Raw genomic sequence first — 25,527 nt, 5'->3', positions numbered from 1 at the left:
TTGATTATTGTGCGGCAAAAAAAAAAGGCAGGCTAATTTAATTTGCCTGCCAATAGAACCTTATGAGCATGTAAACCAGGGGTGAACGGTTATCGCCAAAACCGATCACTGATCACAACCCTATATAAATCGCCTAGCACAGAGTTGTGAGGGTTTAACAACATGTGAACGAGGCTAATGTTACATGGCTGAAGCAACAATGTGTATGCGACACAGTGTCGCACCAAAGATCAGCCAGTTTGGGAGTAAATTTGAACGGTAAATTGGTGTGGATAGTTTGAACAGCTTTAGTATGTTTTTTATGAAATACTCAATAATAAAGTAGAGGTGGGTGTTTAATAAATATACAGAAAAACATTTATGATCTAACCTAAAGAGGCAGGCAACATAAGCAACCATGTTTGTGAATGATGCTATAGCCAGTAGTAATAGCAGGTTATTATGTTGTCTGCCTCTTTTAGCCAACTCATTGTTATATTCTTATTTTTCCTCATCACTTCCTGCCTTAAAGGCTTTGCAAGCTGGTTATCTATGTTTCCGATTACGACAGTATGGATGTTTCATAGAGATTTTTATTGTAACATTTACTCGCTTTAAAACAGCATATATCCCTAATGATGAGAGTAATAGTGACGAGAGTAAATGACGTATAAAGTTCGCACACCTTTATTTCCTCTTTATCATGATGTGCGCTCCCTCATGGGAGCTATTTCAGGGGTAGAAAAAAAACGCGTCATACAGCTTAATAATGCGATTAAAGAGCAGGTGGGTAGTCCTCAACGAACTGTTGATTGGGGGGATCCTGATAGCTGGATTGTGGATCGGTTAACAGGAGATTCTGCAGGACTTGCTTTGCGAATCTGGCATTTTGGTGATCCTCCTTTAAATCCCAGGCATATGTATGGTGCCTATCTATTTATTAATAATTATGGGTTACTGAAGCCTGATTTGGATGGTAAGTATCAAATAACAGCTAAAGGACAAGCTTTTTTAGCAAAGCGCCCAGAACTTCTTAGAGAGTTAGATGGAACTGAAGGGGTATTGTATATTCTTGAGTTATTATCCGTTAAAGAAAAAGCAAAGACCAGTGAGCTGCTGACAGACTGGCATATCTATTTACAACAAGTGTCTAAAAATAATACTAAAAGTACAGCAAAAGATGCATTGCGACGCCGGTTATTGAATTTAGTGGAGCGACAGTTAGTTGAGCGAGTAGGTAACTATTTTCATATCGTGAAACAAGGACGTGACTGGTTATCAAAAAGCCTGCCTACTTTGCAGGATGATCCAACACGAGAGGTCATTACTGCCTTAAATGCCTATAACGAGAAACAAAAAGAAGCATTGCACCAAGCGTTATGTCAGATGACCCCGCTCCAATTTGAACGGTTAATTGCTGAACTATTGGAAGTGATGGGGTATCAGGATGTTGAATTAACCAAACCCTCTGGTGATTTAGGCGTCGATGTTGTGGCTAATGTACAGGTAGGCATCACGACAGTTCGGGAGGTGGTTCAAGTAAAGCGCATGACTTATACGACACTGACCCGGCCATTTATAGACCAATTACGTGGTGCATTACCTTATCATAAAGCAATACGAGGTACTTTAATTACCCTTGGGCGGTTTGCAAAAAACTGTGCAGAAGCAGCCCTCTTTCCAGGTGCTTCCCCTATAACACTTATAGATGGTGAGCGACTATTAGAATTGCTTATTGCTCATGAAGTTGGGATTCGAAAACGTAGTATTGAGATGCTAGAAGTGGATTTTGCATTAGTAGAGGAAAGTGAAGAAAACCGAGCACAACTATATGAATTGGTCGATTAGCTTTATCGTTAAATTCATATAAATAAAGTGTACTTTCTGCAGAAGAAAGTACACTACACATGTCTTATAGTGCGAATACTAAGACGTTTTTTGGCTTAAGCTTTTACAGCTCACATCGGTGAGTTAACTAGCTCAAAGCTTCGAGGTCCCATAATGGTAATATCTGTCCACTTGATGATGCCAGCATTTTTAGCAAAGTAAATACTGCCTAACCCTGCATCATAGCAGCGGTGAGGACCTGTGAAAAAGCTAACTTCAGTGACATCAGTAAAGGTACCAGCTGCCGTAGACATTTTTTTATGATGCTGTTTTATTACAGTACCTGCTGCACAAAGATATCCTTTGTAAGCGTTGGTTGTGCCAACGTCTTGCGAAAAGTCTACGTAAAGTTTAGCCTTTTGGTTTTCTTCATCCCATACATAAAGTTTGCCATCTTGTTCAGGGCGCAGCCAAACCTTACCTAAGCCTGGAAAACCATTATATAAAAACCAACCATCAGCTTCTCGTTCTACTGAAGCACTCGCATGTTGGCCAGTATAGGATAAATCAACATACTCCATTTTTTTACCAGCAAAGGCAGGCAGATAAGTATCTGCTTGGCTTAAAGCGGGTGTTAAGAGTGTGGCAAGTATAATGGGTGTAAGCTTTACTGATTTAATCATTATATATCCCCCAAGTTGTAATCTATTATTATCGTGATAAAACTATACGACACATGAATTATTATAATTTGATTTGTGTCAAATTGTAATAGTTTAATACTTTGCAAAAGAAGTGGGTATAAGTAGTTCTATAGCCCTATACCCACCGCAAAGCTTTTTTAGGAAAGATCATCAAGCGATAAAGCTAAACGTGTTATGACAGAGTGTCAGTTACATCTAAAGCTGATTCTGCTTACTGTAATATGGTCAGGTGTTAGAGGTTTACGATCTTTAGTTATTATCTGAAAAGCTAATTTGTCATTTTTATCATCAAGCATTGAAACATCAACGCCTGCTTTAAATGCAAATGTAGCATTGGGTTCTATTTCAGTATCGGTAGGCCCATAGCGAAATACAAAAGGAGGTTGCTCTCTATTAGGAATTGACCATATACGTGGTTTAACTTCATTTGAAAACACTAGATTATTACCAGATATATTCGTAAAGGTTATTTGAACAGCAACTCTTTCTACATCTTTAAATGAATCAGTTGTAAAGCCGTGTTCATTAGTATTAAGTGTTGTTGGACATACTGGATCAGGAGTAGGGTCTGGTGGTAATGGGTTGGCAGAAAAGTTACCATCTGCTTGCCCTGTATAGACAAGAATTAATTTTGCACCTTTAGGTGAACGTAAAATAAGCACCTTATCAGCAAGCCCATCACTTGTAACATCTGCAAATGACTGATAGCTATTACCAGGGCTAAAGTCAATAACATTAGGTTTATGGGTGATACCTTCTTTAGCAAAATAGCCTGTGCCTGTACCTAAGAAGGCAACTGAGATTCCCTGTTTTTTTATTGAAATCAAGTCCTTAGTGCCATCGCCATTTATGTCTGTCAAAAAGTAGTTACTTGGAGGTGGTGGCTCGTCTAGTAATGATAAAGTATTAGTTTGGCTCCATGATGAGGTGATAGTTAAGCTCGCAAGTAACGCAATCTTTGGCATATAGTATGAGAAATTTTTCATTTGTTATCCTTAACAGTAGATTCCATTGCAGTTGTATGTGGCTAATCTTATACCTAAAACGAAGGGTTCTTAGAGTGGCAATTAAATGCTCCTCAGCAATTGCTCATGCATTGTTCTACTTCATGGCTACTGTTTTAAATAATAACACTATATATAAATATAGTTATGTAGATATTTACGCTAAAAACAGTGCTAATTATTAACTATCTAAATAATATTTTATGGTGGAAAGATTTTTGTTGTTTAATTGGTTGCTGGTTGTAATAAATATTTATTACTGTATTTTTTGTTTGGTTATGAGTTTTATTGGTTGTGAAAAATATTAATAGTAAATTTATAAAACATCGTAAAATAATAGCGGTTCAATTAACGCTATATTGATTCAAAAAATAAGTTGTATATTTTACGTTAGGCTAATGTCTTAATATTTAGAAAGGGGGGATATCGCCTGTTTTATTTTTGTGGCAATTACATCGCAGTGCTTCAAGATACTTTGTGAAAGGAATAATATATAAATTGGATGGTTGATGCTTCCCCATAGGCACTTGAATGAAAGATCGCTATAATGGTTGGCTTTATGATGCCCATGCATCCTGACTTAAGAGCGGCTGAGCACCAAACAGCGTCCAAAGTGAAGATCTAGACTATGTCAAACACACAGTTTGTTGATGAAGTAAAGCGCAGAAGAACATTTGCAATTATTTCACACCCTGATGCCGGTAAAACAACGATTACAGAGAAGTTGCTGCTGTTTGGAAATGCCATCCAGTTAGCAGGGACGGTGAAAGGTAAGAAAGGCTCCAGAATGGCTACCTCAGACTGGATGAGTATGGAGCAGCAACGGGGTATTTCTATTACCACATCGGTGATGCAGTTCCCTTACCATGACCGTATGGTTAACTTACTAGATACTCCAGGTCACGAGGACTTTTCGGAAGATACCTATCGCACATTGACTGCCGTGGACTCAGTGTTGATGGTGATTGATGGTGCTAAAGGGGTTGAGGACAGGACCATTAAGTTGATGGATGTTTGTCGGCTGCGTGATACCCCAATCTTCACCTTTATCAATAAAATGGATCGTGAAGTACGTGAGCAAATTGAAGTCCTTGATGAAATTGAAAGTATATTGAAAATCCAGTGTGCGCCAATAACATGGCCTATTGGTATGGGGAAAAACTTCAAAGGAGTGTACAACCTGTATACGGATACAATCCATGTGTTCACTTCTGGGCAAGGTCACCGTATTCCTGACGATATCAAAATCCATGGCCTTAACAGTGATGAGGCAAAAGCGGTTCTGGGGGATTTGCTGGATGACCTCATTGATGAGATAGAGCTGGTTAAAGGTGCCAGCCATGAATTTGATTTGGATGCGTATTTAGCAGGAAAAATGACACCTGTGTTTTTTGGTACAGCATTAGCGAATTTTGGTGTAAGGGAAATGCTTGATGACTTCGTTAAGTGGGCGCCAGAACCTCAGTCTCGGACGACAGATATCGCTGAGGTTGATCCGTACTCCGAGACTTTTTCAGGTTTTGTATTTAAAATTCAAGCCAATATGGATCCAAAGCATCGTGATAGAATCGCTTTTATGCGAGTTTGCTCTGGTAAGTACACCAAGGGAATGAAAATGCGTCATGTGCGGATTGGTAAAGATGTTAAAATTTCCGATGCGGTTACATTTTTAGCGGGCGATCGTGAGAATGTAGAAGAAGCCATTTCTGGTGATATTATTGGCTTGCATAATCATGGCACAATTCAAATTGGTGATACATTCACTACAGGGGATCATTATAAATATACTGGTATACCACACTTTGCCCCTGAACTGTTTAAACGTGTTCGACTTAAAGATCCGCTAAAGTTAAAACAGTTACAAAAAGGCTTACAGCAGCTTTCAGAGGAAGGTGCTACCCAGCTATTTATGCCGTTGAATAATAATGATCTTATTCTTGGTGCAGTAGGTATTTTGCAGTTTGAAGTTGTCGCTCACCGTCTTCGAGAAGAGTACAAAGTAGAGTGTATTTACGAACCTGTTAATGTAAATACTGCTCGTTGGGTTGAGTGTGATGATCCTAAAAAACTAGAAGAGTTTAAACGAAAAGCTGCCGATAACCTGTCACTTGATGGGGGTGGTTTTCTGACGTATTTAGCGCCTACACGTGTTAACTTATCCTTAACGGAAGAGCGCTGGCCTGAGGTGCGTTTTAGAGCAACAAGGGAGCACTAAGTTAGCACTGCTAATTAAATATATATCCACAGTGAAGGATTTTTAGGGTGAGCGCTATGGATAGCGCACATAAAATTGATTCGCGAAGGGTATAGAATATAAAAAAATAGCCCCAGCTTCTTGTGATGAGTAACTGGGGCTATTGATTAAAACAACTTGACAGGGTTATTATTTGTTAGAAATAAAATATTCAATGAGCTAAAAGCTATTCAGTTACATATTAATTAGTATAGCTTTTAATAATTTCGTCTATTTTTCCATCTTTTTTTAGTTTTTCAAGCTGAATATGATATTTTCCTTTAAAATCATTAAGAAACTTAAATTTTCCTGAATTTTTGGTAAAACCAAGATAACCAAAATTACCACTAACCGTGGCGCCGCGAGTAATACCACTCCCTGAGTACTTTCCGGCTTTTTTCAAGTTGCCTAGTTCCCACTCAATAGACAGTGCATCGTTGATATAACAGTCAATACGTTTATTGATCAATTTAAGCAGATTTTTATCATTTCCTTTTGTTTCACTAAGCTTTATTTTACCGGCATAAACAGCTTCCTTAAACTTGTCACCACCAATTTCAAAACCAGAATTTCGGCCTATCGTTAAGCCATGGTAATCATCTGGCCAATTAGGGCGGGGGTTGGTAAGTACTTTATCTGTGCAATAGGCCGCTACTTCCTCAGAAAGGATTGGCATGGAGTATTCCATGTAGGGGCGGTTAGCATGTTTATAGGGTGGGTATAGTGCAAAGGATTCACTTTCTTCCATCATTTTCAACCCACGCTTCCAAGGAACGCCTTCAATCGTCACTTTGTAATCAGGCATACCGTCAAAGACTGCACGAAGAATATCAGTATAAATACCTGTCATTTTTCCATCTTTTTTATAGGAGTAAGGAGGATAAGCTTCATCAGCGATAACAGTGACGGATTCTGCAGCAATAACGAGTTTAGCTAATACTAAGTTACCAACAAGAGTAATAAAAATCATAATTTTATGCATGACAGCTCATTCCTTTTTTATGAAAAGATAAGTCTTTAAATTTTTAGTTCAGACTCTGTCATTCGTAAAGTAGAGATTTATTTGAATGATGGTTTAATTAAAGAGTTAAATAAATGGTAGTGTGTTCATGAGTCAATTTTTTCAACGCAGTTTTGCAGGCAGGGGTTTTGGGAGGAATGTGTGAGGTGGGATACTCCTATCGTAACTATACTCTTCGTTTCGTGAGTAATGCCTACGATAGGAGAAAATATATTTGAAAGTAAGAGTTATTATCTGAGTTGTTATTTTTGAACGTGCTTCATATCACCTCTAGGATTCGGTGTTTTCATAATGGAAGCATCTACAGTTAATTGCTCACCATTGCTAAAAGTTAATTTCAGGGTTGTTTTGCTGCCGGCTTTGCTAGGCTCGTTTAAACCTAAAAACATTATATGCAGCCCTCCAGGTTTTAGATGTGTGCTGCCTTCAGCAGGAACCATGATTTCTTTTTGCTGAATCATTTTCATTACACCTTCGCTCATTTTGCTCAAATGTAGCTCAACATTCTTGGCAATCGGGCTTTCAGCTTTAATGAGGCTCACAGGTTGTTTGCTATGATTATGAATTTGCATATAGCCTGCAGTATTTTGAGCCGTTGGTGGCATTGCGCGCACATATACATCACTCACAGTGATCGCTTGTTCTGCGTTGGCACTATGACTCAGCATAGTCAGTGCGAGGGCTAGGCTTGAACTTAACAAGTTTTTACGTGCAGTTGATGATGGGTTGATGCTCATGTTTCCCTCTTATATCTCCATGTTTTAGTTGTCGTTAAGTACTGATCGTAGTGCTTCAATGAGCATTTCAGTTGAAATGGTATGAGGCACGACATGACGAAGGATGCCCTGCTTATCGATTAAATAAAAGTTAGAGCTATGGTCTAACGTATACTGCAAAGCTGAACCTTCGATCATCTTACGTTGATAAATCACCTGATACTGGCTCGCCACATTGCTAATGCGTTCTGAAGTGTCACTTAACCCTTTAAACTCAGGTAAGAAGAATTGGGCATAGGTGTTAACCGTGTCAGCAGGGTCTCGTTCAGGGTCAAGGGTAATCATTAGTCCTTGAATTTGTGCTTGCTCGCTGGCTGTTAGACGTTTAATTGCATTTGCTAGTTGACTTAGACCTGTTGGACATACATCAGGACACGCGGTGTAACCGAAATAAATAGCAACAGCTTGCTTATCTTTAAACGAAGAAAGTGAAACGGTTGATTGGGCAGAGTGGAGCGTAAAGTCTGGTGCTTGTTCATCAATCATTAGGTTATGATGGGAGGTGGGTAAAGATTCAGTGTAAAAAAACTGAAAATAAGCCGTAATAATAATCGCAAGTATTAGTAAATATTGTGCAGCAAGAATAGCTTTCTTAGGTGTCATCGTTAGGTATTAAATCAATTAGAATTTGGTGTATACCTGTTGGGGTATGTAGCCGTATATCAGCCTGCCACTGCATACTGGGATCAATGGTGCAGTAACTAAGAATGACATTACCCTCAAACTGTTGAGGTGCAATCTGCTTCAGCTTGATCGGTAGTAACCCCATATTCATTGTTTTACCAACCAATTGCAGAGTGACATAGTTTTGATCTGTAGCCTGGCTTTGATCTGTAATCTGGCCAAGCTTAACGTTGAATGTTATTGGCTTATCATAAGGCAGCGACGTGGGCGTAACCTGTAAATGTGTAAATACAGGTGATGAATTAGTGAGCAAGCAGGGTTCAGTCGTTAGTTGGCAGTGTTGGCTTGATGTACTAACAAAAGCGTTATTTTCTTTTAACAACCAACGAGGCAGTATAATAACGGCTAACAAAATTAAGCCTAATACTACCAGTGAAGTACTTGTGCGTTCTGCTGTAAGCCATTTAGATACGATAATCATTTTCAACGCCGATTATAGAAGTATTAGTAATAATAAACAGCCGTTAAGGTGCGACATATTGTCACACTTCCTCAGTGGCGAGCAAATGAAATAAGTAGGTGTTAATTAAGCTATTACTTAACTGGTATGTATTGGATTGGTTTTAAATTAACCATGCTAATTTTAAGGTTAAAGGTCACGAATAGCAGCCAGAAAATGGTTAGTTCTCAGTATATTTCTGGTATGAATGTTTGTTCGTGATAGGGGCGTCTTACATACTTAATGCTTTCTTCTGGTTCCGGTAAGTGTATTTTTTTAGGAAGTACGTCCTTGTAGTCAATGGTGCTTAATAAGTGTGCAATACAATTCAAACGAGCACGTTTTTTATCATCGGCATCCACGACGTACCAGGGCGCTTGTTTTATATCGGTATACGCAAACATTTTATCTTTTGCTTCTGAGTATTTATGGTAAAGACGCCTAGACTCCAGATCCATGCTACTCAATTTCCAGCGTTTTAAAGGGTCATTGATTCTAGCTTCAAATCGTTTACGTTGTTCTTCTTCACTGACAGAAAACCAATATTTGATAAGAATAATACCGGATCTGACGAGCATTCGCTCAAATTCTGGACAAGAGCGACTAAACTCAATGAGTTCATGCTCATCACAAAAACCCATTACCGTCTCAACACCCAGTCGGTTGTACCAGCTGCGGTCAAAAAGGACGATTTCTCCACCCGCGGGAAGGTGAGCGACATAACGCTGAAAATACCACTGAGTGCGCTCTCGTTCTGTTGGGGTAGGTAGTGCTGCGACTCTACAAATTCGTGGACTCAAAAACTCAGTGATGCGTTTAATAACACCACCTTTACCTGCAGCATCTCGACCTTCAAAGATCACGACAATTTTAAGATGCTTTTGTTTTACCCATTCCTGCAGTTTGACTAATTCTACTTGAAGTTTCACTAATTCACGCTCATAGCGGCGCTTAACTTTTTGCTTTTCTGTCTTCGACATTGCTTTGGGATCAGCTATTCCTCGGTAAATAGCCTTATTACTCTTGGTTTTTTTGCTATGCTTTGGGTCAACCACTAGTTTGTCTCCCAAGCTGTTGATTATAAAAAAGTCAATGCCAGTCAGTTAGGTACATTTAATCAATAACTGGACATGTTCAATTTTATGCCATATATGAAATAGATAAGCCTATTAAAAAAATAGCATTACCAAATACTATTTGGCGAGAAACCATTATTTAATGCTAAAAAAACTTTTACTGCCTACCATTCTTATTTTACTTGCCTATGGCTTTTGGATAAGCCCTGACTTTAAGGTTGTTTCTGCTGGTGTAGCGGTTTTCTTGCTCGGAATGATTTTTTTAGAACAAGGGTTTAAAGCTTTTACAGGAGGTATTTTAGAAAAAATACTCCATTTCTCTACAAATAAGATGTGGAAAAGTTTGACATTTGGCATAGTTTCGACTTCGTTACTTCAGTCGAGCTCTTTAGTATCGGTTATTGCTATATCATTTTTAAGTGCAGGCCTAATAGGTCTAAGCCAAGGTATAGGTATCATATTTGGAGCCAATTTAGGCACTACGACAGGTGCATGGCTGGTAGCTGCATTTGGCTTAAAAGTCAATATAGGTAGCTATGCGATGCCTTTTCTTGTGTTTGGTTTAGTATTCCTATTCGATAAAAATAAAGCTCTGCAGGGTATTGGTAATGTGTTTATTGGGGTTGGTCTGTTGTTTTTAGGCATTCATTATATGAAGGAGGGGTTTGAAGCATTCCGAGCTAGTGTGGATTTATCTCAGTTTGCAATGACAGGCACCTTAGGTCTTTTGTTTTATACCTTGATTGGCATTGTTGCTACGGTGGTTATGCAGTCAAGCCATGCAACGTTGATTTTAATTATTACTGCACTAGCTTCACACCAAGTCAGCTACGAAAACTCGCTCGCTGTTGCTATTGGCGCAAATGTAGGCACAACAATTACAGCAATATTGGGGGCATTAAGTGCAAATATTCAAGGCAAACGACTGGCTGCAGCACATTTAGTATTTAACTTATCAACAGGTGCCATTGCTTTATTATTTATAGAACAGATGGTTTGGGTGGTCAGTCATTTATCCAATGTTATCGGAATTGATTCGAATAATTACACATTGCAGCTAGCGCTTTTTCATACTGTTTTTAATACGATTGGTATTGTTGTATTGCTACCATTTTTGGGGCATTTAGTGAAAATGCTCATAAATTGGTTACCTGATATTAGGGGTAATGGTGTATCAATAAGTACGGAAGGTAAGGCCATTCATCGTGCAAAATTTTTAAATGAAATTTCACTTAACTATCCCGAAACTGCTATTCAAGCAATGGTGAAGGAGTCAGTCCATTTATTTCAAAATGCTTATCAGATAGTCTCTTTGGGGGTGTTTGTAAGAGCGTTAGATATTAAAAAAACTAAAGAACTGAAAGAGTTATTAAATCTTGAAACTGAGCTGGTCACCGTTAGTATTGATGAACTATACCAGCGGTATATAAAAGGTATTTATGCTGATATTTTACGTTATGGTAGTCAAATTGAAGCTGGGCTTAGTGTGGAGCAAAGTACACAAGTATTCTCTCTGAAGCTTGCCTGTAGAAAAATTGTTGATGCTATCAAGGATATAAAACACCTTCATAAAAACTTAGCAAATTATGTAAAATCTGATGATGAGGTAGTGAGGGAGCAATATGATTTGCTGAGGCTTCGTGTGATCATTATTTTGAAACAAATTTATGAGCTTCGATTATTATCTGATGCTGATGAACTGACCACAAAAACTGACTTAATAAAGCTGGCGATTGCTAAACAGGATATTGGCAGTAATGGAACATTGGAGCAGTTGATACGTAAACATCGAATTGATCCTCTAGTCGCAAGCTCTTTGATTAATGATAGTGGCTATGTTCACTCTATTTGTAATAATCTTGTGGATAGTGTTATTGGTATCTTTCGTCGTGCAACAGGTGATATTATTCTGGCAGAACAAGAAATGGAGCTTGATCAAGATGAACTAATGGCAATCCTGAAAAAGCATAAGGGGTCGCGTTAGATATTTAGCTTATTTCAAATGATTTGACTAACTTAAGCTTCTTTATGAAAGAAAAATTAATTAGACGTTTAAATAAAGTTAAAGCCTTTTTGGATAGTTCTTATGCGGAGCAAAAGGAACAGCAAGACTCCATAAAAAAAGTACTAAAAAAATTGAAACAAAAGCAAAAATCCTTGGAAAAAGAATTAGATGATGAGAAAAGCAAAAGACGTCGAGCAGAGCTTCAGGATGAGATTGCTATTATCAAAGAGCGACGCAAAAAGGGTATTCAGGCATTACAAGATTTAAATGGTAAACCATCTGAGTAAGTTCTAACCTCTTGAGTGTAATCTTGGATATTATCGCTTGAGAAAGGTATAACGCATAAAAATAGCTAAAAGTTAGCTATATTAGTCGGCTATATTGCCGTATTTCATGTCAAAGGAGCTACCCTGTCGTGTATTTTGATAGTCACTGCCACCTTGATTTCGAAGCCTTTGATCAAGATCGTACGGAGCTTTTAGAGCAATGCGCTGAGCAACAGGTAACCAGTCTATTTATCCCAACGATCACTCAAGCAAACTGGGCCAAGTTACTGGGGCTGCTACGTTTAATTCCTGGTCAGAATACAGGCGTAACCTGTGTGGGCGGGTTAGGTTTACACCCTTACTTTTTAGCACAACATATGGAGCAACACTTATTAGAGTTAGACAGCTTGCTCGCTCAGCAGCATCCAGGCATTGTTGCGGTGGGTGAAATTGGTCTTGATTACATGCTTAAAGAGTTAGATGTTGACTGCCAGGTCAACTACTTTGTTGAGCAGGTTAAGTTGGCTGAAAAACACAGCTTGCCTGTAGTGATGCATGCTCGTAAATCCTTTGATCAACTGACCAAAATACTCCAAGACCATCCGCTAACCAAAACAGGTATTATTCATGCGTTTGCGGGAAGTAGTCAACAAGCTCACCGGCTGATAGAGATGGGTTATAAGCTTGGGTTTGGAGGAGCAGTCACATTTGATCGAGCAACTAAGTTAAGGTCTTTAGTGAAAACATTGCCGGTAGAGTCCCTGGTATTGGAAACGGACGCACCAAATATGCCTCCTGCTTTTGCGCCAGATGAAAGAAACTCACCATTAAATATACCTAAAATTGCATCAATCATTGCTGATATTCGAGGCGTGGCTATAGAAGAATTAGCTGAAGCATGTGCACAAAACTCAAGAGAAGCATTTGGTCTTCTGTAATAAGTGTTCATCTATCTAGGGTATTCAGTTGTTTTTGCCCCAAACACTTACTGAAAGGTGCTTGGAGCAATAGTGAGATATTTGCTGTAGCATAAGATAAGGCTATATAGCGATACATTTACTGGTTTAGAGTGTGTGTCTTTCTTGCCAGTAAATGCGCAAGAGCAAGTATATAGCGTACGGAATAAGCAACAAACCAAGTATGTTTTGTAGTTCGGCATAAAGTGAAAACATAGTATTCACCACTATCTTAAGTTACATACCTACAAGTATAACGCATAAAAAACAAGTTATGACAGCTTGTTGAATATGTACTGTTTGACTCTTTAAAGGTGGAGGCTATAGCAAAAGGTTAGGGGTAAAGCAAATACGAGGCAAAAATCAGCGAAAAAGAAGAGTTCATAGTTAATAAATAGGTGTTTTCTGTGAGCTGTCTGGAGAGCTACCTTTGATAGGCATTAATCTGATTTAGGTACTATTTTCGCTTTGTTAAATGCTTTGCAGTTGATTTATGGAGTGTTATAAGGCGGCATAGACAAATGTAGGATAAAGAGCACCACTATGCTTTTTTTCTGTGATAGCTGTTTAAGCGTTATATTCATAACCCAGCGAGTGTTTATAAAAATTAAGGTGCTACTGTGAAACTTGCGGTAGCGACTTTAATTAGTAAAGCAGTGCTGTTGGTTGATTATATTAATATGTAGTAGCTGTTTAGTTCTCATGTAGTCCCTTATATACTATGGTTCTTTGTGTAGAGCTTCCTCGTTATCACAAGTAATCGCTATTTTTGAATTGCTCTGTAGTGAATATCAAGTGCGGATAATTAAATCGCTAGACGAGGACTGCTTGGTGGATTTGATGCCAGAAAAATTATTAAATGGGAAACGCTAGTAAGCCATGCGTAAAGTAGGTAATTTCGTTCTGTTAGAGGGTTAGTGATTTGTTATTGGTTTTAAACACCCTTCGCTAAGAGTATACGATGGCTTGTACGTCAGTTGGTGATCAATTGACAGTCTCAGAAAGGGCTAATGATAATGGGCGTATAACAGTGTATAGCGTAGTCGTTGTGTACAGGATACTGAGTAAATGAAAAGAGTCTATCAACAACTGCTTGTCGCAGCTTTTTCGGTGTTTGTTACCGCATGTTCGCTGAGGCCCAGCCATGAAGACTTTAGTCCTCGGTGTAGTGGTGTTGCATGTGATAAAGTAGCAGAACGAGAAAATTTATCTAACTTCAGCCCAGCTAAAATATTATCGGGTACCGTCAGTATAGGGCCTTATCACTTTAATGTACCGGCAGAAGGGAGGGCTTACCAGAAGCGTAGGGGAAGAATACAAATTGTATTTCCTGATAAGTCTGGCATTTTGTTCAATATAATGTACGCTGACGACTTCGACTTAGAACATTTTGCTCATGTGTTTGATGAAAGCCAGTATACGGTTGCAGACTATCCGCTAATTATGTTTATGAAGCGTGACAGTGATCCTGAGCCCGAAAATATTTATGATGGATATATCTGGCGTCTGGCATTAAATAATAAAGGTTATATGCTACGTGAGCAGCTCTATTATCATCAAGTGGATCAAAACTTAACAATATACTTTGGTCGTGCGGCTATTGGGCCGATCAGTCAAGTAGCGTTTATTGCGGATAAAAGATACCCTGGGCAACTGCTTAAAATATTGGGTTATCAATTAGAAATGGCGACGTTTAAAAGCATTTTAGCTTCAATGGTTACCAAGTAAGCAGAGAGGATAAATGGAATAGTATGCAGATGACTATTAAACTAGGCGCGCTATAAATAAAGTGAATGCGCGCCGCAAAGCAAGTAGAAGCTAGATCATTTCCTTTGGTACTTGATATTTAATCTTACGTTTTTGGTCTTTCATAGGAATTTCATCAGCAAGCTTAGCTGTAGCTTCACAATAAGCGGCACCTACCAAATGTCTTACTTTGGATTTTTCTGCTTCAAACCAGTCATCTGAGATTTCTAGCTCAACTTCATTAAACTGGTAGAAATCAGTGTTTTTCGGGTCTTCAACTAAAAAACAGAAAAGTCGACAATCATCAATTTCAGGCTTTAAGCCCTTATTAGTCAATGCTTCTAGCATATTGCGAAATGCTGGGTCAGCATCTGGATTACTTCGAATAACTTTACCTTGGTGTATATTAATGGCTAATTTAGCATCACGACTGTTACGAGCGCGCAAGCATAAATATTTTTTCATCTAACACTCACTTAAAAGACTTATTTGACCCAATAATGATCTTAGTTTTTTCAGCCATAACATTAAATTTTAAATCATAAACTAACATGATAGGGTGTGTTGCCCTTACTTGCATAAAAATATGATTTAAATGAATACTGCAAATTAATCCTGGCTGCACTGTTTTAAACAAATAAAAATTCAAAAATTAATACAAATTTACATATTCTACGTGCAACAAGCAGCTTAACAAGGTATAACTTATGAGGTTATTTTTACCTTTTACGGCTTTTGTTACGCGCAAACACACCCACCCCAAAAGCTCTTCTAGTGGTTATCATTTAGCAATATCGTTTGAGATACTTATCTTATATATGCTCAAAACGTTTTGCCTGACAACAATACCAAAAGCCCCTTTGTAGTGGGTATAAGACACTGGATTACTAAATTTAAGTCGTAAGATTTCAGAAGTTTCTGAGTGCAAAGTATCATTCCTAGCTATAGATTAGCTTTCAGGATAGATGTATTCATACGACCAAACTAAATTGTTATATTGGCTATACGTGGAGCCAATAACTACTCAGTGTCTTGGGTTATTATGTTGTGCAAGTTGCAACATACCTTGTGTTAAACACACTGTCAACGACAACTACTAGCCATATACACAAGCTACTGCTAATGGTATGACCAAGCAGGAATACAATTGTAGAGTAGCAGAGTTGTTGTCAGTGCTTAGCAACCTTGCTTATTTCAACAACATAACCCTTTGAAAGAATAAGGATGTACTCTACCTGAGTTCAGGGCCGTTGGTCAACCTTTGCTATAACTTGAGGTAACAGAATAAGTCTATACTAACAATATTAACACTGGTTACTTATTGGTGCCAATTCAATTTGCTTTTTATATGTCCTTAGAGCAATCTTTTTTTAGAGCTTATTGTCTTTTTTGTCATTAATTATCTATATATTCTTTCAACCTGCTACATAAAGGTCTCATTAGAACATTTAATTGCAGCCCTAGTTATACAAGATAACATGGCCTATCTGATAAGGCAGACTATAAAAAAACTTCAGTAAGGGTATTATGTTTGAAGTAGTATAGTGAGGAGAATAGGCAAGGATGTAAAAGGTTACATTAGAGTCCGATACAAACATTCAGGAACTGATGTTTAAAAACATTAATCTTCTGTCGCTTGAGAAGCTGTAACTTGGTAGTGATTAGTAAAGGTATTACTAATGCATTAAATGTTAAGAGTAAGTGAGTATTATCCTACAGTATTATGGCGTCGGTTTAACGGGTTATATATACCCTCCACAAACCAGTTTTATGCGTGCTACCCATAGCGTTTACCTTAACGGGACAGCAATGCTGTACTAGTCTGTTCAATACATAAGTGGGGTTTATTGCTCTCTAATGGGCATCGAGATCGAAGCTCTTGACTGCCAAGAATGGTGGGAATGCAGTTGATGCATAATGATTTGCATGTCATGTAGTGGAAGAATTGCTGAGCAGCACGTAACTACTATCTCAGTTACTTATTTAACCACCAAGTATTGCTGTGATGTCAATTACAGTCGCTACTGCAAGTTCCGCTGTAGTAAATTTGCCTAAGGGCTTCATCGCTTGGTGGCCCAGCTAGTACTTTTAAAAAAGTTTTGGTTGTTACTTCTAGTTTTTATAGCCGATTTTAGCCTACTAAAAAACTTCGTTTTGGGTATATTATTATTCATTTTTAGAAAAATAAAATCATAGTATACCCAAAACGAAGGGTTTTTATACCCCAAGGGTGCGGCCGTCAAGCGAGGAAGCCTCAGGAGCTTATATTAATAAGTGACTGGGCTGGCTGCTAAATGCTCCTCAGCAATAGCACCTGTATTGTTCTACTATATGATATGCGTGTTATATGAGTCTTTTTTGTACTGTAAGTAAATTATGATTTTGAAAATATATCTTTAGCAGAATCTTTTCAAGCATTTGTTGTTTGTCGCCTTTCCTTAAAACTCCACTGCTTAATGGTTTCAGCATTGAGTTTAATCAATAAATTAATAAGACAAAACACGTATTTTACATGCGTATTCTAAAACTATAGTTTAAGCAGAGAGGGTTATAATGGCAGCATTTCAGTTTTATATGCCTACAGTCAATTATATGGGGTATGGCTGTTTGCAAGATGCAGTAAAAGATATTGCCAGCCGCGATTTCAAAAAAGCTTTATTGGTTACTGATCAGGGGCTTTTGAGTACAGGCCTTGTGGATAAAGTAACTACTTTATTCTCGCAGCACGGTTTACAGGCGGTTGTATATGATAAAACTCGGCCTAACCCGAACATTACTAATGTTAAAGAAGGACTTCAGCTACTGAAGGATAATCAATGTGATTTTGTTATCTCTTTAGGCGGTGGGTCTCCTCATGACTGCGCTAAAGGTATTGCTTTAGTAGCAACGAATGGTGGGGAAATTAAAGATTATGAGGGGCTGAATAAGTCAGCAAAGCCACAACTGCCTCTTGTTTCTATTAATACCACAGCGGGTACAGCAAGTGAAATAACCCGTTTTAGTATTATTACCAATGAAACAACACATATTAAAATGGCTATTGTGGATAAGCACACAACACCTATTATCTCAGTCAATGATTCAGAGTTGATGATGGGTATGCCAACAGCTCTGACAGCAGCCACTGGTATGGATGCACTAACTCATGCTGTTGAGGCCTATGTTTCAACTATTGCAACACCTGTGACTGATGCCTGTGCATTAAAAGCGATTGAGTTGATTAGTCAGCACTTACGCAATGCTGTGGTTGATGGCCAAAATAAAGAAGCCAGAGAGGGTATGGCCTATGCTCAGTTGTTAGCAGGTATGGCATTTAACAATGCAAGCTTAGGTTATGTTCATGCCATGGCGCATCAATTAGGTGGATTTTATGATCTTCCGCATGGTGTTTGTAATGCAGTGCTTCTGCCGCATGTTCAGGTTTACAATAGTCAAGTATGCCCTGAACGACTAAAAGATGTTGCAAAAGCGATGGGGTGTGATATTCATGACCTTGACGCCAGTGATGCGGCCGCAGCTGCGATAACGGCTATGAAAAAGCTTGCTGCGGATGTCAACATTCCGGCTGGTTTAACAGCGTTAGGTGTAAAGCAAGAAGACCTGGCGACACTAGCAGATAATGCATTAAAAGATGCTTGTGGTTTAACCAATCCCAAGCAAGCAACTCATGAAGAGATTGTTGAGATTTTTAAAGCTGCGATGTAGTAAACAAAAATAGCAAGGGGGCCTCTTAATTAAGCTGTTTTCAATAAGAGGCCTGCTAAGTTGCACAGGTACTTATGATAGTTATAAGTACCTGTTTTATTAACTGACCAACAAAGTTTGCTTTCTACTGCCTTGAATGAATAAGTGTGAGCAACTTATCATTGTCAGTGAAGTGTACGGATCTTCTGTTATTCATCTTCTCAATTTTTCCTGCCTAGCTAATTTTCTTCTCTATAATAGCAGCCCGCAAAGTCATTTATTTTGTTTATTGACCCGTAGCGTCATACTGTAAGAAGTTAGATAAATAAATTTATCCATGGTTGGGGCAACTTTGTGGAAATAAAATTGTAAATGTGTGTATTTTTGTGAGGAATGTAAGTACAGCTTCCAGAAAAAAATGAGAACATTGCCAATAATTTATGCTTTACCTTTTTAATTGAGCAGACCTTTCACTGACTATTTTTAGGGTTTGTTGTGGCATTCTTCACCCCAGTTACTAATTGCTATAAGTAACTGGGGCTTTGACACTTCAAGGATGGCCTTAAAAAACTTTGTCATGGGTAAAATAAAAAAGAAAAGTATTAATTCTTACAAATTTGAATTGGTTGGCTTTTTAATAAACTTGTCTTCTGTGATGTATTTTATTGCATCACAAATAAGCGTATATGCTCCAAACTAAAAGATGGTACGTGAAGAGGATAGGATAAGTATGTGAAAAAAATCTCACTGAACTTGTTTGGCTTTAGAACATTTTTAACCTTAGAACCTTTTTTAGCTTTAGAAGTAGTAGGATGCAGTCAATTAGCTTTCATGTAAATCACTGGTACATGTGGACACCTGCGTTAGAGATGGGAAGCCATAGAATTAATTGGCACGAAACTAAACAAGCATTTAAAACAGATAATAAGCACCCAGACTATTCGATTATTCCTGCTGTATATAGACGTCGGTTAAGCTCATTAGGAAAGTTAGGGTTATATGTAGCCTTAAAATGTTTAGAACAGGTTCAATCTGCCTCCATGCCGTGTGTTTTTGGTTCTCGTCATGGCGATACACAGCGCATGCTGCAAATGTTAAAAGACCTGAGGGAACAAGAATATATTTCACCCATACATTTTAGTCATTCTGTTTATAATGGAACAGCGGGTATTTTATCCATACTGACAAACAATACATCTGCTATTTCGGCTGTGTCCTCTGGGCGTTCTACGTTAGCTGCAGGTTTTTTGGAAGCTTGGTTGCAACTACGATCGCAACCAGAAAATGGGTGTGTCTTATTTGTTTATTATGATGAGCCATTAACTGACATGCTAACGGAATTTACTGACGAGAAGCCCTTTCATGGGGCTTCAGCATGGGTTCTATCACTGCCTGATAATAGGCAAAGTTCTAATATTTCAATGAGTTGGCAGACCATTATTGACCCATTACATGATAAATTATCACAGCCAGAAAAGTTTATGGAATTTTGGTTAGATCCAGAAAAAAAGGAAATGTGTCACACTGAAAGTACAATGCGCTGGAAGTGGACTAAAGCATGATAAACAGGTCACATCTCAAATTGAATTATTACTGGCGTATTGTTGCAACGGGTTTTGGCTTTGCATTGTTTGGGATTGGAGGGTTGTTTATTGCCCTGGTAATATTTCCTTTCATTTTAGTCAATGCAAAAAGTAAAGACCAACGAAAGCTTAAGGCGCAAGCACTCATTTCTAAAAGCTTTCGTTTCTTTATTAGTATTTTACGTAGCTTAGGTGTGCTTACTCTTACAACAGCTAATATTGAAAAATTAAAAAGTGATAGTGGTATAATGGTTATTGCCAACCACCCCACGTTATTAGATGTTGTTTTGCTTATTTCTTATCTTCCACGTGTAGACTGTGTAGTGAAAGAAGCATTATGGCATAACCCTTTTTTAAAAAGAGTAGTACAAACAGCAGGTTATATTAGTAATTCAACACCAGAGCAGCTATTAGATGACTGTGTTGATACATTAAAAAGAGGCAATAACTTATTAATATTTCCTGAGGGGACGCGCACTGAACCAGGTAAGCCGGAAGTATTCCGTCGGGGGGCCGCAAATATAGCTCTTAGAGCGCAAGTTTCAGTGCGATTAGTATATATCAGTTGCCAACCCAGTGCATTAAGCAAATCGCATCGTTGGTATCAAGTACCCAAACGCAAAATGCATTTTACAATAAAGGTGGGGGACTGTTTGGAAACAAGTAATTTTATTACAAAAAATGAACCGTTAAGCATTAGTGCCAGACGTTTAACGCAGTATTTGCAAAAATGTTATCGCCAAGGGGAAGTACTATATGAATCCGTTGCGTGAAGAATTAAAGCAGCTAATTATTTCGACACTTGAGTTAGAGGATATTTCATCATCTGATATTAACAGTGATGATCCTTTATTTACTAATGGATTGGGGCTTGATTCTATTGATGCATTGGAGCTAGGTCTAGCTTTGAAGAAAAAATACCAAATAAAGCTAGAAGCAAATAATGAACAAAATAAAAAGTTTTTTTACTCAGTTAATACCTTAGCTGAATTTATACAGGCACAACGTAGTGTATAGAAAAGACCAAAAATGCTGGTCACGCTAAGTAAGTCAGCCACTGTATATGAGTAATAAGTAGGTTATATATGGATACAAAACAAGCAATATTTGAACATGTAAAAACAGCACTAGTCGATAAATTTGAAGTCCCTGCTGAGGCAGTTTGTTTGGAAGCGACACTATATGAAGACCTTGACTTGGACAGTATCGATGCTGTTGATTTAATAATCACACTGCAGGACTATACCAAGAAAAAAATACAACCTGAGTCATTTAAACAGGTAAGGACGATTCGAGATCTAATTGAGGCGACTCAACAGTTGATGGATAATTCATAAATAGAAGTCGTTTAATCATGAATAGTGATAACAAGTCACTGAACATGAAGCATTCAACGATGACAAAGTCAAAGCTATACCCAATAAGAAGGGTATATATGTGTGACAAAGTAACTTATGAAAAAAAAACTAGGCTTGTTACTTGGGGTTGTTTTATTTATTTACCCTCTTTGGGTTTACTGGGGAATAAATCATCTTGATTTTCGATGGGTAGCTTTTGTTTTATGTATTTTCTTTATAGTACGACTTTGGTGTATTCGTAATGTGCTGACTAAAGCTATGAAGACACAACTCTGGTTAGCTTCTATGATAGGCATAGCAATTACAGGAGGCAGTGCAGTCAGTGCTAATGAGGAATTACTTAGATTCTATCCAGTCTTCGTAAGTATAGGGTTTTTGTGCTGGTTTGCTTTCAGTTTATGGTTTCCACCAACAGTTATAGAGGTGTTTGCTCGCTTAAAGAAGCCAGATTTGAGTGAATATGCTGTGCATTACACACGACTTGTTACGATATGGTGGTGCATGTTTTTTATAATTAATGGCACTATTGCGACATGGAGTGCAGCTGAAGGTTCATTGACTTTTTGGGCTATTTATAATGGTTCAATTAGTTATGTATTTATGGGTATTTGGTTTGCCATTGAGTGGGTTTTTCGTAAATGTGTTATAGAGCCAAGGGATAACGAATGAAGGTTGAGCTGCCTAAAGATTTGAGTGAGGTTTTAGTCGATCTGTGTCAGCGGACTGAGCCAGTTTTTGTCTCACTATATGACGACGAAATAAGATGGCAGTCATTGTTGCATGCTATTAATCATTTACAACAAGAAATACACCATTCGTCAGCGCAGCGTTATGCAATTTACTGTGAAGATATTGTTTTATTTACTGTAGCGTTATTCGCAGTTACGTTGGCTAAAAAAGAGGCTGTATTACTTCCCAATGGCCAGCCAGCTTTCTTAGCATCCATTGCGCATGACCTAGATGTGCTATTAACCGATAAAAGCAAAGTACCCAGTATTCTTCCTATTAAAAAAGTTCCATCTATAACACCCTATATAAAACCAAATACTATTACGCCTGCAGTTAAAGTTGGCTCTTCAGAATACGATAATTTGAAGATTCACTTTTATACATCAGGTAGTACAGGTCAGCCTAAGCAGGTGACAAAAAATTGGATAAATCTAGTTGAGGAAGTAAAAGCGTTGCATCAACGTTGGTCTAGTCAGGTAAACGAAGGGTACGTTATAGGCTCTGTATCATTTCAACATATCTATGGTTTTCTTTTTCGCGTGCTTTGGCCGCTTTTTAGTGGACGCCCTATTATTCATGAAACCGTAAGTTATCCAGAGAATTTACTAACCGCTTTAGATAAATTTTCTTCTTTAATTTGGGTGAGCAGTCCAGCTTTGTTAAAGCGTTTTGATATAGATTGCTCTCCTGGAAGCTTAAAAGGCATCAAAGCCATATTTTCTTCTGGTGGTGTTTTACCGCTATTATCCGCACGTCACATTCAGCGCTGTTTTGGCTTTCTTCCTGTTGAAATCTATGGAAGTACTGAAACAGGGGGGATTGCTTATCGGCAGCAAGTCTGTATTGATACACCCTGGCAAAGTTTTCCAACTGTAAATTGGCGAGTGACTGAGAAAGACACGCTGAGTATCAATTCTCTCTATATGAGTAATGAGGAATGGTTTGATACTGAGGATAAAGTACAGCCTGTTACCGAAAACACATTTCATTTGCTGGGACGAGTGGATCGCATTGTTAAGATTGAAGAGAAGCGTGTTTCCCTTGTTGAAGTAGAGATATGCTTGGAGAAGCACTCCTTTGTTGAAGATATCGCTGCATTAGCTGTTGATGATCACCGACAGTATTTAGCGTGTATTGTTGTATTGAGTGCATTAGGTGAAGCGTTCCTAAAAGAGCAAGGGAAATTAGCGCTAAATCAAGTTTTTAGAAAATACCTTGAAGGCTATTTTGAAGCTATTGTATTGCCTAAAAAGTGGCAATATGTTGAAGAATTACCGCTTAGCTCAGAAGGAAAGCTGGTGCACGCTGAGTTACAAAAATGGATACAATGACAATGAATGACCAGCCATTATTGCCTGAAATAATTGAAGTAAGCAAAAATCATAATGTTGAATTAACAACTATTGATATAAAAATTAATATTAAACCTGATAACTTATTTTTTGAAGGGCACTTTCCTAATATGCCTATACTGCCGGGTGTTGCTCAAGTTCATTGGGTTATGTTATTCGCTAAAGAATATTTATCAGTAACATTTAATGTTCATCGTATTGAAGCCATTAAATTTCAGCGCATTATTCAGCCAAATAGTCAATTAACACTTCAATTAATTGATAATAAGTGTGGAAAGCTTAGTTTTTCTTATAGAGCAGGTGATGTAGTTTATGGTAGCGGACGCATTATCTATGACCAATAATGCCAGTACATTTCGTCCGTGTATTATAATACCCATTTATAATCATGGAGAAACAATTAAGCAAGTAATTGATGATTTATCCTCATTAAATCTGCGTGTCATTATTGTTGATGATGGTAGTGATTTAACCACCCAGTATGCTTTGAAAAAGTTAGTCTCTCAATTTAAATCTGTGAGTGTGACTAGGTTTGATAAAAATAAAGGTAAAGGTGCAGCTCTCATTAGAGCCTTGTCACAAGCTTATATAGAGGGCTTTTCTCACGCATTGCAGGTAGATGCAGATAAGCAACACCACTTACCTGATGCGGTTAAACTGTTAAAGAAAGCAGAGGAAACTCCAGATGCTTTGATCACTGGGGTACCTATTTATGATAATGATGTACCAAGGTTACGTTTTTATGCTCGTTACCTAACTCACTTTTGGGTTTGGCTAGAAACGCTTTCCTTCGAAATTCAAGACTCTATGATTGGTTTTAGGGTTTACCCAGTTAAAAGCGCCATGAATGTTATTCGACAATGTCGATTACCGCATCGAATGGCATTTGATACAGAAATTATGGTGCGGCTTTTTTGGGAAGGAGTACCCGTTTACTCAATCCCTACTCCTATTTCTTATCCTAAGCAGGGAAAGTCCCACTTTAAAATGTTTTGGGATAATGTCGGCTTAACTATTATGCATACCCGTCTAGTATGTGGAATGCTAGCTCGTTTACCTAAACGAATTATAGGAAAAAATAAAGTTAAACGATCTACTCACTGGAGTTCATTCAAAGAACAAGGTGGTTGGCTGGCATTGACACTTACCTTTTGGACATATCGTTTGCTTGGTGAAAGAGGGTTACGAGGTCTATTATATCCAGTAATTAGTTATTATTACTTGATCTCTTCAAATGCAAGAAAGGTGTCATCAACTTTTTTACAACAAGCATTTGCTTACAAATCAGCAAGTGAGCCTACTCCTGTTGCATTAACTAAATCCAGGCACAGTTTCCTTCATTTTATGCGTTTTGGCGACCAGTTTATTGATAAGGTTGCTATTTGGACAGGGAAAATCAGTAAAGACAATATTGTTATGCATAATGCCGACAGCTTTGTCCATGGTCTTGAGCACGATAAAGGTTGTATTCTTGTATCAAGTCATTATGGCAATAATGATGTTTGTCGGGCAATTACACAGGGCAAGTATGCTCGTAAATTTAACGTACTCGTTCATTCTGAGAATGCGGTTAAATTCAATCAGTTTTTAGCGAAATTAAATCCAGATACGCAAATTAATTTAATAGAAGTCAATACAATAGATATGACTGTTGCCATCAGTCTAAAAGCCAAAGTTGATGCTGGCGAAGTTATCATTGTTGCAGGTGATAGGGTCCCTATCACAGGATCAGAGCGAGTGTTAACTTGTGACTTTTTAGGTAAACCTGCTTCTTTTCCACAAGGAGCCTACTTACTGGGTTTATTGTTAGAATGTCCGATTTTTTTGTTGTTTTGTGCCAAGGATTACAAACAAAAAAAATATCATATGACTTTTAACAAGATTTTTGATGGTGAAAAGATACCTAGAAAAGCACGTAAGGCAACGATCGATATGCATTGTCGTCACTATGTGAAACAGCTTGAAAAGCATGTACTACAGGATCCTCTGCAGTGGTTTAATTTTTTCGATTTTTGGAAGTCGAATACAGTTGAATCTAAGTATCCTGAAAAAAATCATAAAGGGTGTAGTGTGAATACAACGGACCGTAAGGGTAACTAATTTAT

Annotated in this window: 23 protein-coding genes; 15 read left to right on the top strand and 8 right to left on the bottom strand. The window is 38.0% G+C overall.

Annotation, left to right across the window (positions count from 1 at the left end):
* The first annotated feature begins 642 nt into the window (after positions 1-642).
* On the top strand, positions 643-1,827 hold the full coding sequence (locus KHS79_RS15275) for a restriction endonuclease (protein ID WP_212720097.1): 1,185 nt from the start codon (positions 643-645) through the stop codon (positions 1,825-1,827).
* A gap of 110 nt (positions 1,828-1,937) precedes the next feature.
* Here KHS79_RS15275 and KHS79_RS15270 read toward each other — a convergent pair whose 3' ends face one another.
* Positions 1,938-2,489 (bottom strand): hypothetical protein, encoded by a 552-nt coding sequence (locus KHS79_RS15270; RefSeq protein ID WP_212720096.1) that lies wholly within the window; start codon positions 2,487-2,489, stop codon positions 1,938-1,940.
* A 206-nt stretch (positions 2,490-2,695) separates the two neighbouring features.
* Entirely contained in the window at positions 2,696-3,496 is an 801-nt protein-coding gene (locus KHS79_RS15265; protein ID WP_212720095.1) for an FG-GAP repeat domain-containing protein, read from the bottom strand.
* 646 nt (positions 3,497-4,142) lie between these two features.
* On the opposite strand from KHS79_RS15265, the gene KHS79_RS15260 reads away from it, so the two are divergent.
* The gene (locus KHS79_RS15260) at positions 4,143-5,729 is read left to right on the top strand and encodes a peptide chain release factor 3 (RefSeq protein WP_212720094.1); all 1,587 of its coding nucleotides are present in this window, start codon (positions 4,143-4,145) and stop codon (positions 5,727-5,729) included.
* A gap of 220 nt (positions 5,730-5,949) precedes the next feature.
* On the opposite strand, the gene KHS79_RS15255 is transcribed toward KHS79_RS15260, so the two are convergent.
* From KHS79_RS15255 to ppk2, 5 genes are all read right to left on the bottom strand, one after another.
* Positions 5,950-6,729, bottom strand: coding sequence for a substrate-binding periplasmic protein (locus KHS79_RS15255; protein ID WP_212720092.1), 780 nt, complete (start codon positions 6,727-6,729; stop codon positions 5,950-5,952).
* A 281-nt stretch (positions 6,730-7,010) separates the two neighbouring features.
* A complete protein-coding gene (locus KHS79_RS15250; protein WP_165773492.1) occupies positions 7,011-7,397 on the bottom strand; it encodes a copper chaperone PCu(A)C in 387 nt (128 codons plus the stop codon).
* A gap of 132 nt (positions 7,398-7,529) precedes the next feature.
* A complete protein-coding gene (locus KHS79_RS15245) occupies positions 7,530-8,147 on the bottom strand; it encodes an SCO family protein (protein WP_212720090.1) in 618 nt (205 codons plus the stop codon).
* The gene (locus KHS79_RS15240) at positions 8,137-8,649 is read right to left on the bottom strand and encodes a hypothetical protein (RefSeq protein WP_212720088.1); all 513 of its coding nucleotides are present in this window, start codon (positions 8,647-8,649) and stop codon (positions 8,137-8,139) included. Before KHS79_RS15240 ends, KHS79_RS15245 begins: the two co-directional genes overlap by 11 nt.
* 206 nt (positions 8,650-8,855) lie before the next feature.
* On the bottom strand, positions 8,856-9,722 hold the full coding sequence (ppk2, locus tag KHS79_RS15235) for a polyphosphate kinase 2 (protein ID WP_212720086.1): 867 nt from the start codon (positions 9,720-9,722) through the stop codon (positions 8,856-8,858).
* A 163-nt stretch (positions 9,723-9,885) separates the two neighbouring features.
* Between ppk2 and KHS79_RS15230 the strand changes: the two genes are divergently transcribed.
* From KHS79_RS15230 to KHS79_RS15215, 4 genes are all read left to right on the top strand, one after another.
* Positions 9,886-11,727: a Na/Pi cotransporter family protein gene (locus KHS79_RS15230; protein WP_212720084.1), complete on the top strand. Its 1,842-nt coding sequence runs from the start codon at positions 9,886-9,888 to the stop codon at positions 11,725-11,727.
* A gap of 44 nt (positions 11,728-11,771) precedes the next feature.
* The gene (locus tag KHS79_RS15225) at positions 11,772-12,035 is read left to right on the top strand and encodes a hypothetical protein (protein WP_212720082.1); all 264 of its coding nucleotides are present in this window, start codon (positions 11,772-11,774) and stop codon (positions 12,033-12,035) included.
* A gap of 128 nt (positions 12,036-12,163) precedes the next feature.
* The gene (locus KHS79_RS15220) at positions 12,164-12,952 is read left to right on the top strand and encodes a TatD family hydrolase (protein WP_212720080.1); all 789 of its coding nucleotides are present in this window, start codon (positions 12,164-12,166) and stop codon (positions 12,950-12,952) included.
* A gap of 1,086 nt (positions 12,953-14,038) precedes the next feature.
* A complete protein-coding gene (locus tag KHS79_RS15215) occupies positions 14,039-14,698 on the top strand; it encodes a hypothetical protein (RefSeq protein WP_212720078.1) in 660 nt (219 codons plus the stop codon).
* A 90-nt stretch (positions 14,699-14,788) separates the two neighbouring features.
* On the opposite strand, the gene KHS79_RS15210 is transcribed toward KHS79_RS15215, so the two are convergent.
* Positions 14,789-15,181, bottom strand: a complete 393-nt coding sequence (locus tag KHS79_RS15210) for a hypothetical protein (protein WP_027709533.1) — start codon at positions 15,179-15,181, stop codon at positions 14,789-14,791.
* A 2,088-nt stretch (positions 15,182-17,269) separates the two neighbouring features.
* Between KHS79_RS15210 and yiaY the strand changes: the two genes are divergently transcribed.
* The 9 genes from yiaY (at position 17,270) to KHS79_RS15165 (ending at position 25,522) form a co-directional block, all read left to right on the top strand.
* Positions 17,270-18,421 carry an L-threonine dehydrogenase gene (yiaY, locus tag KHS79_RS15205; protein ID WP_212720077.1) on the top strand — a complete coding sequence of 384 codons (1,152 nt, stop codon included), beginning with the start codon at positions 17,270-17,272 and terminating at the stop codon, positions 18,419-18,421.
* Between the two features lie 791 nt (positions 18,422-19,212).
* Entirely contained in the window at positions 19,213-19,962 is a 750-nt protein-coding gene (locus KHS79_RS15200) for a beta-ketoacyl synthase chain length factor (protein WP_212720076.1), read from the top strand.
* Positions 19,959-20,756, top strand: a complete 798-nt coding sequence (locus KHS79_RS15195) for a lysophospholipid acyltransferase family protein (protein ID WP_212720075.1) — start codon at positions 19,959-19,961, stop codon at positions 20,754-20,756. Before KHS79_RS15200 ends, KHS79_RS15195 begins: the two co-directional genes overlap by 4 nt.
* Complete coding sequence (locus KHS79_RS15190) at positions 20,740-21,000, top strand: phosphopantetheine-binding protein (protein ID WP_027708830.1); 261 nt, start codon at positions 20,740-20,742, stop codon at positions 20,998-21,000. The genes KHS79_RS15195 and KHS79_RS15190 overlap by 17 nt, the downstream gene beginning before the upstream one ends.
* Positions 21,001-21,068: 68 nt before the next feature.
* Positions 21,069-21,320 carry an acyl carrier protein gene (locus KHS79_RS15185; protein ID WP_212720074.1) on the top strand — a complete coding sequence of 84 codons (252 nt, stop codon included), beginning with the start codon at positions 21,069-21,071 and terminating at the stop codon, positions 21,318-21,320.
* Positions 21,321-21,437: 117 nt separating this feature from the next.
* Positions 21,438-22,010, top strand: coding sequence for a COG4648 family protein (locus KHS79_RS15180; protein ID WP_212720073.1), 573 nt, complete (start codon positions 21,438-21,440; stop codon positions 22,008-22,010).
* On the top strand, positions 22,007-23,401 hold the full coding sequence (locus KHS79_RS15175) for an AMP-binding protein (protein WP_212720072.1): 1,395 nt from the start codon (positions 22,007-22,009) through the stop codon (positions 23,399-23,401). The genes KHS79_RS15180 and KHS79_RS15175 overlap by 4 nt, the downstream gene beginning before the upstream one ends.
* Positions 23,389-23,766, top strand: coding sequence for an ApeI family dehydratase (locus KHS79_RS15170; RefSeq protein ID WP_212720070.1), 378 nt, complete (start codon positions 23,389-23,391; stop codon positions 23,764-23,766). Before KHS79_RS15175 ends, KHS79_RS15170 begins: the two co-directional genes overlap by 13 nt.
* Positions 23,735-25,522, top strand: coding sequence for a glycosyltransferase family 2 protein (locus KHS79_RS15165; protein WP_212720069.1), 1,788 nt, complete (start codon positions 23,735-23,737; stop codon positions 25,520-25,522). The genes KHS79_RS15170 and KHS79_RS15165 overlap by 32 nt, the downstream gene beginning before the upstream one ends.
* Positions 25,523-25,527 lie beyond the last annotated feature (5 nt).

It is taken from the genome of Zooshikella ganghwensis (assembly GCF_018263875.1).
In the GTDB taxonomy this organism is placed as follows: Bacteria; Pseudomonadota; Gammaproteobacteria; order Pseudomonadales; family Zooshikellaceae; genus Zooshikella; species Zooshikella ganghwensis.
This window is presented reverse-complemented; position numbering and strand designations above follow the sequence as displayed.

Coding starts and splice junctions, on each gene's coding strand:
- KHS79_RS15170 (WP_212720070.1), top strand. CDS start 23,389: ATGGATACAATGACAATGAATGACCAGCCATTATTGCCTGAAATAATT.
- KHS79_RS15180 (WP_212720073.1), top strand. CDS start 21,438: ATGAAAAAAAAACTAGGCTTGTTACTTGGGGTTGTTTTATTTATTTAC.
- KHS79_RS15240 (WP_212720088.1), bottom strand. CDS start 8,649: ATGATTATCGTATCTAAATGGCTTACAGCAGAACGCACAAGTACTTCA.
- KHS79_RS15175 (WP_212720072.1), top strand. CDS start 22,007: ATGAAGGTTGAGCTGCCTAAAGATTTGAGTGAGGTTTTAGTCGATCTG.
- KHS79_RS15230 (WP_212720084.1), top strand. CDS start 9,886: ATGCTAAAAAAACTTTTACTGCCTACCATTCTTATTTTACTTGCCTAT.
- KHS79_RS15275 (WP_212720097.1), top strand. CDS start 643: ATGACGTATAAAGTTCGCACACCTTTATTTCCTCTTTATCATGATGTG.
- KHS79_RS15245 (WP_212720090.1), bottom strand. CDS start 8,147: ATGACACCTAAGAAAGCTATTCTTGCTGCACAATATTTACTAATACTT.
- KHS79_RS15195 (WP_212720075.1), top strand. CDS start 19,959: ATGATAAACAGGTCACATCTCAAATTGAATTATTACTGGCGTATTGTT.
- KHS79_RS15215 (WP_212720078.1), top strand. CDS start 14,039: ATGAAAAGAGTCTATCAACAACTGCTTGTCGCAGCTTTTTCGGTGTTT.
- KHS79_RS15200 (WP_212720076.1), top strand. CDS start 19,213: ATGCAGTCAATTAGCTTTCATGTAAATCACTGGTACATGTGGACACCT.
- KHS79_RS15185 (WP_212720074.1), top strand. CDS start 21,069: ATGGATACAAAACAAGCAATATTTGAACATGTAAAAACAGCACTAGTC.
- KHS79_RS15190 (WP_027708830.1), top strand. CDS start 20,740: ATGAATCCGTTGCGTGAAGAATTAAAGCAGCTAATTATTTCGACACTT.
- KHS79_RS15260 (WP_212720094.1), top strand. CDS start 4,143: ATGTCAAACACACAGTTTGTTGATGAAGTAAAGCGCAGAAGAACATTT.
- KHS79_RS15265 (WP_212720095.1), bottom strand. CDS start 3,496: ATGAAAAATTTCTCATACTATATGCCAAAGATTGCGTTACTTGCGAGC.
- yiaY (WP_212720077.1), top strand. CDS start 17,270: ATGGCAGCATTTCAGTTTTATATGCCTACAGTCAATTATATGGGGTAT.
- KHS79_RS15165 (WP_212720069.1), top strand. CDS start 23,735: ATGGTAGCGGACGCATTATCTATGACCAATAATGCCAGTACATTTCGT.
- KHS79_RS15255 (WP_212720092.1), bottom strand. CDS start 6,729: ATGCATAAAATTATGATTTTTATTACTCTTGTTGGTAACTTAGTATTA.
- KHS79_RS15225 (WP_212720082.1), top strand. CDS start 11,772: ATGAAAGAAAAATTAATTAGACGTTTAAATAAAGTTAAAGCCTTTTTG.
- KHS79_RS15270 (WP_212720096.1), bottom strand. CDS start 2,489: ATGATTAAATCAGTAAAGCTTACACCCATTATACTTGCCACACTCTTA.
- KHS79_RS15210 (WP_027709533.1), bottom strand. CDS start 15,181: ATGAAAAAATATTTATGCTTGCGCGCTCGTAACAGTCGTGATGCTAAA.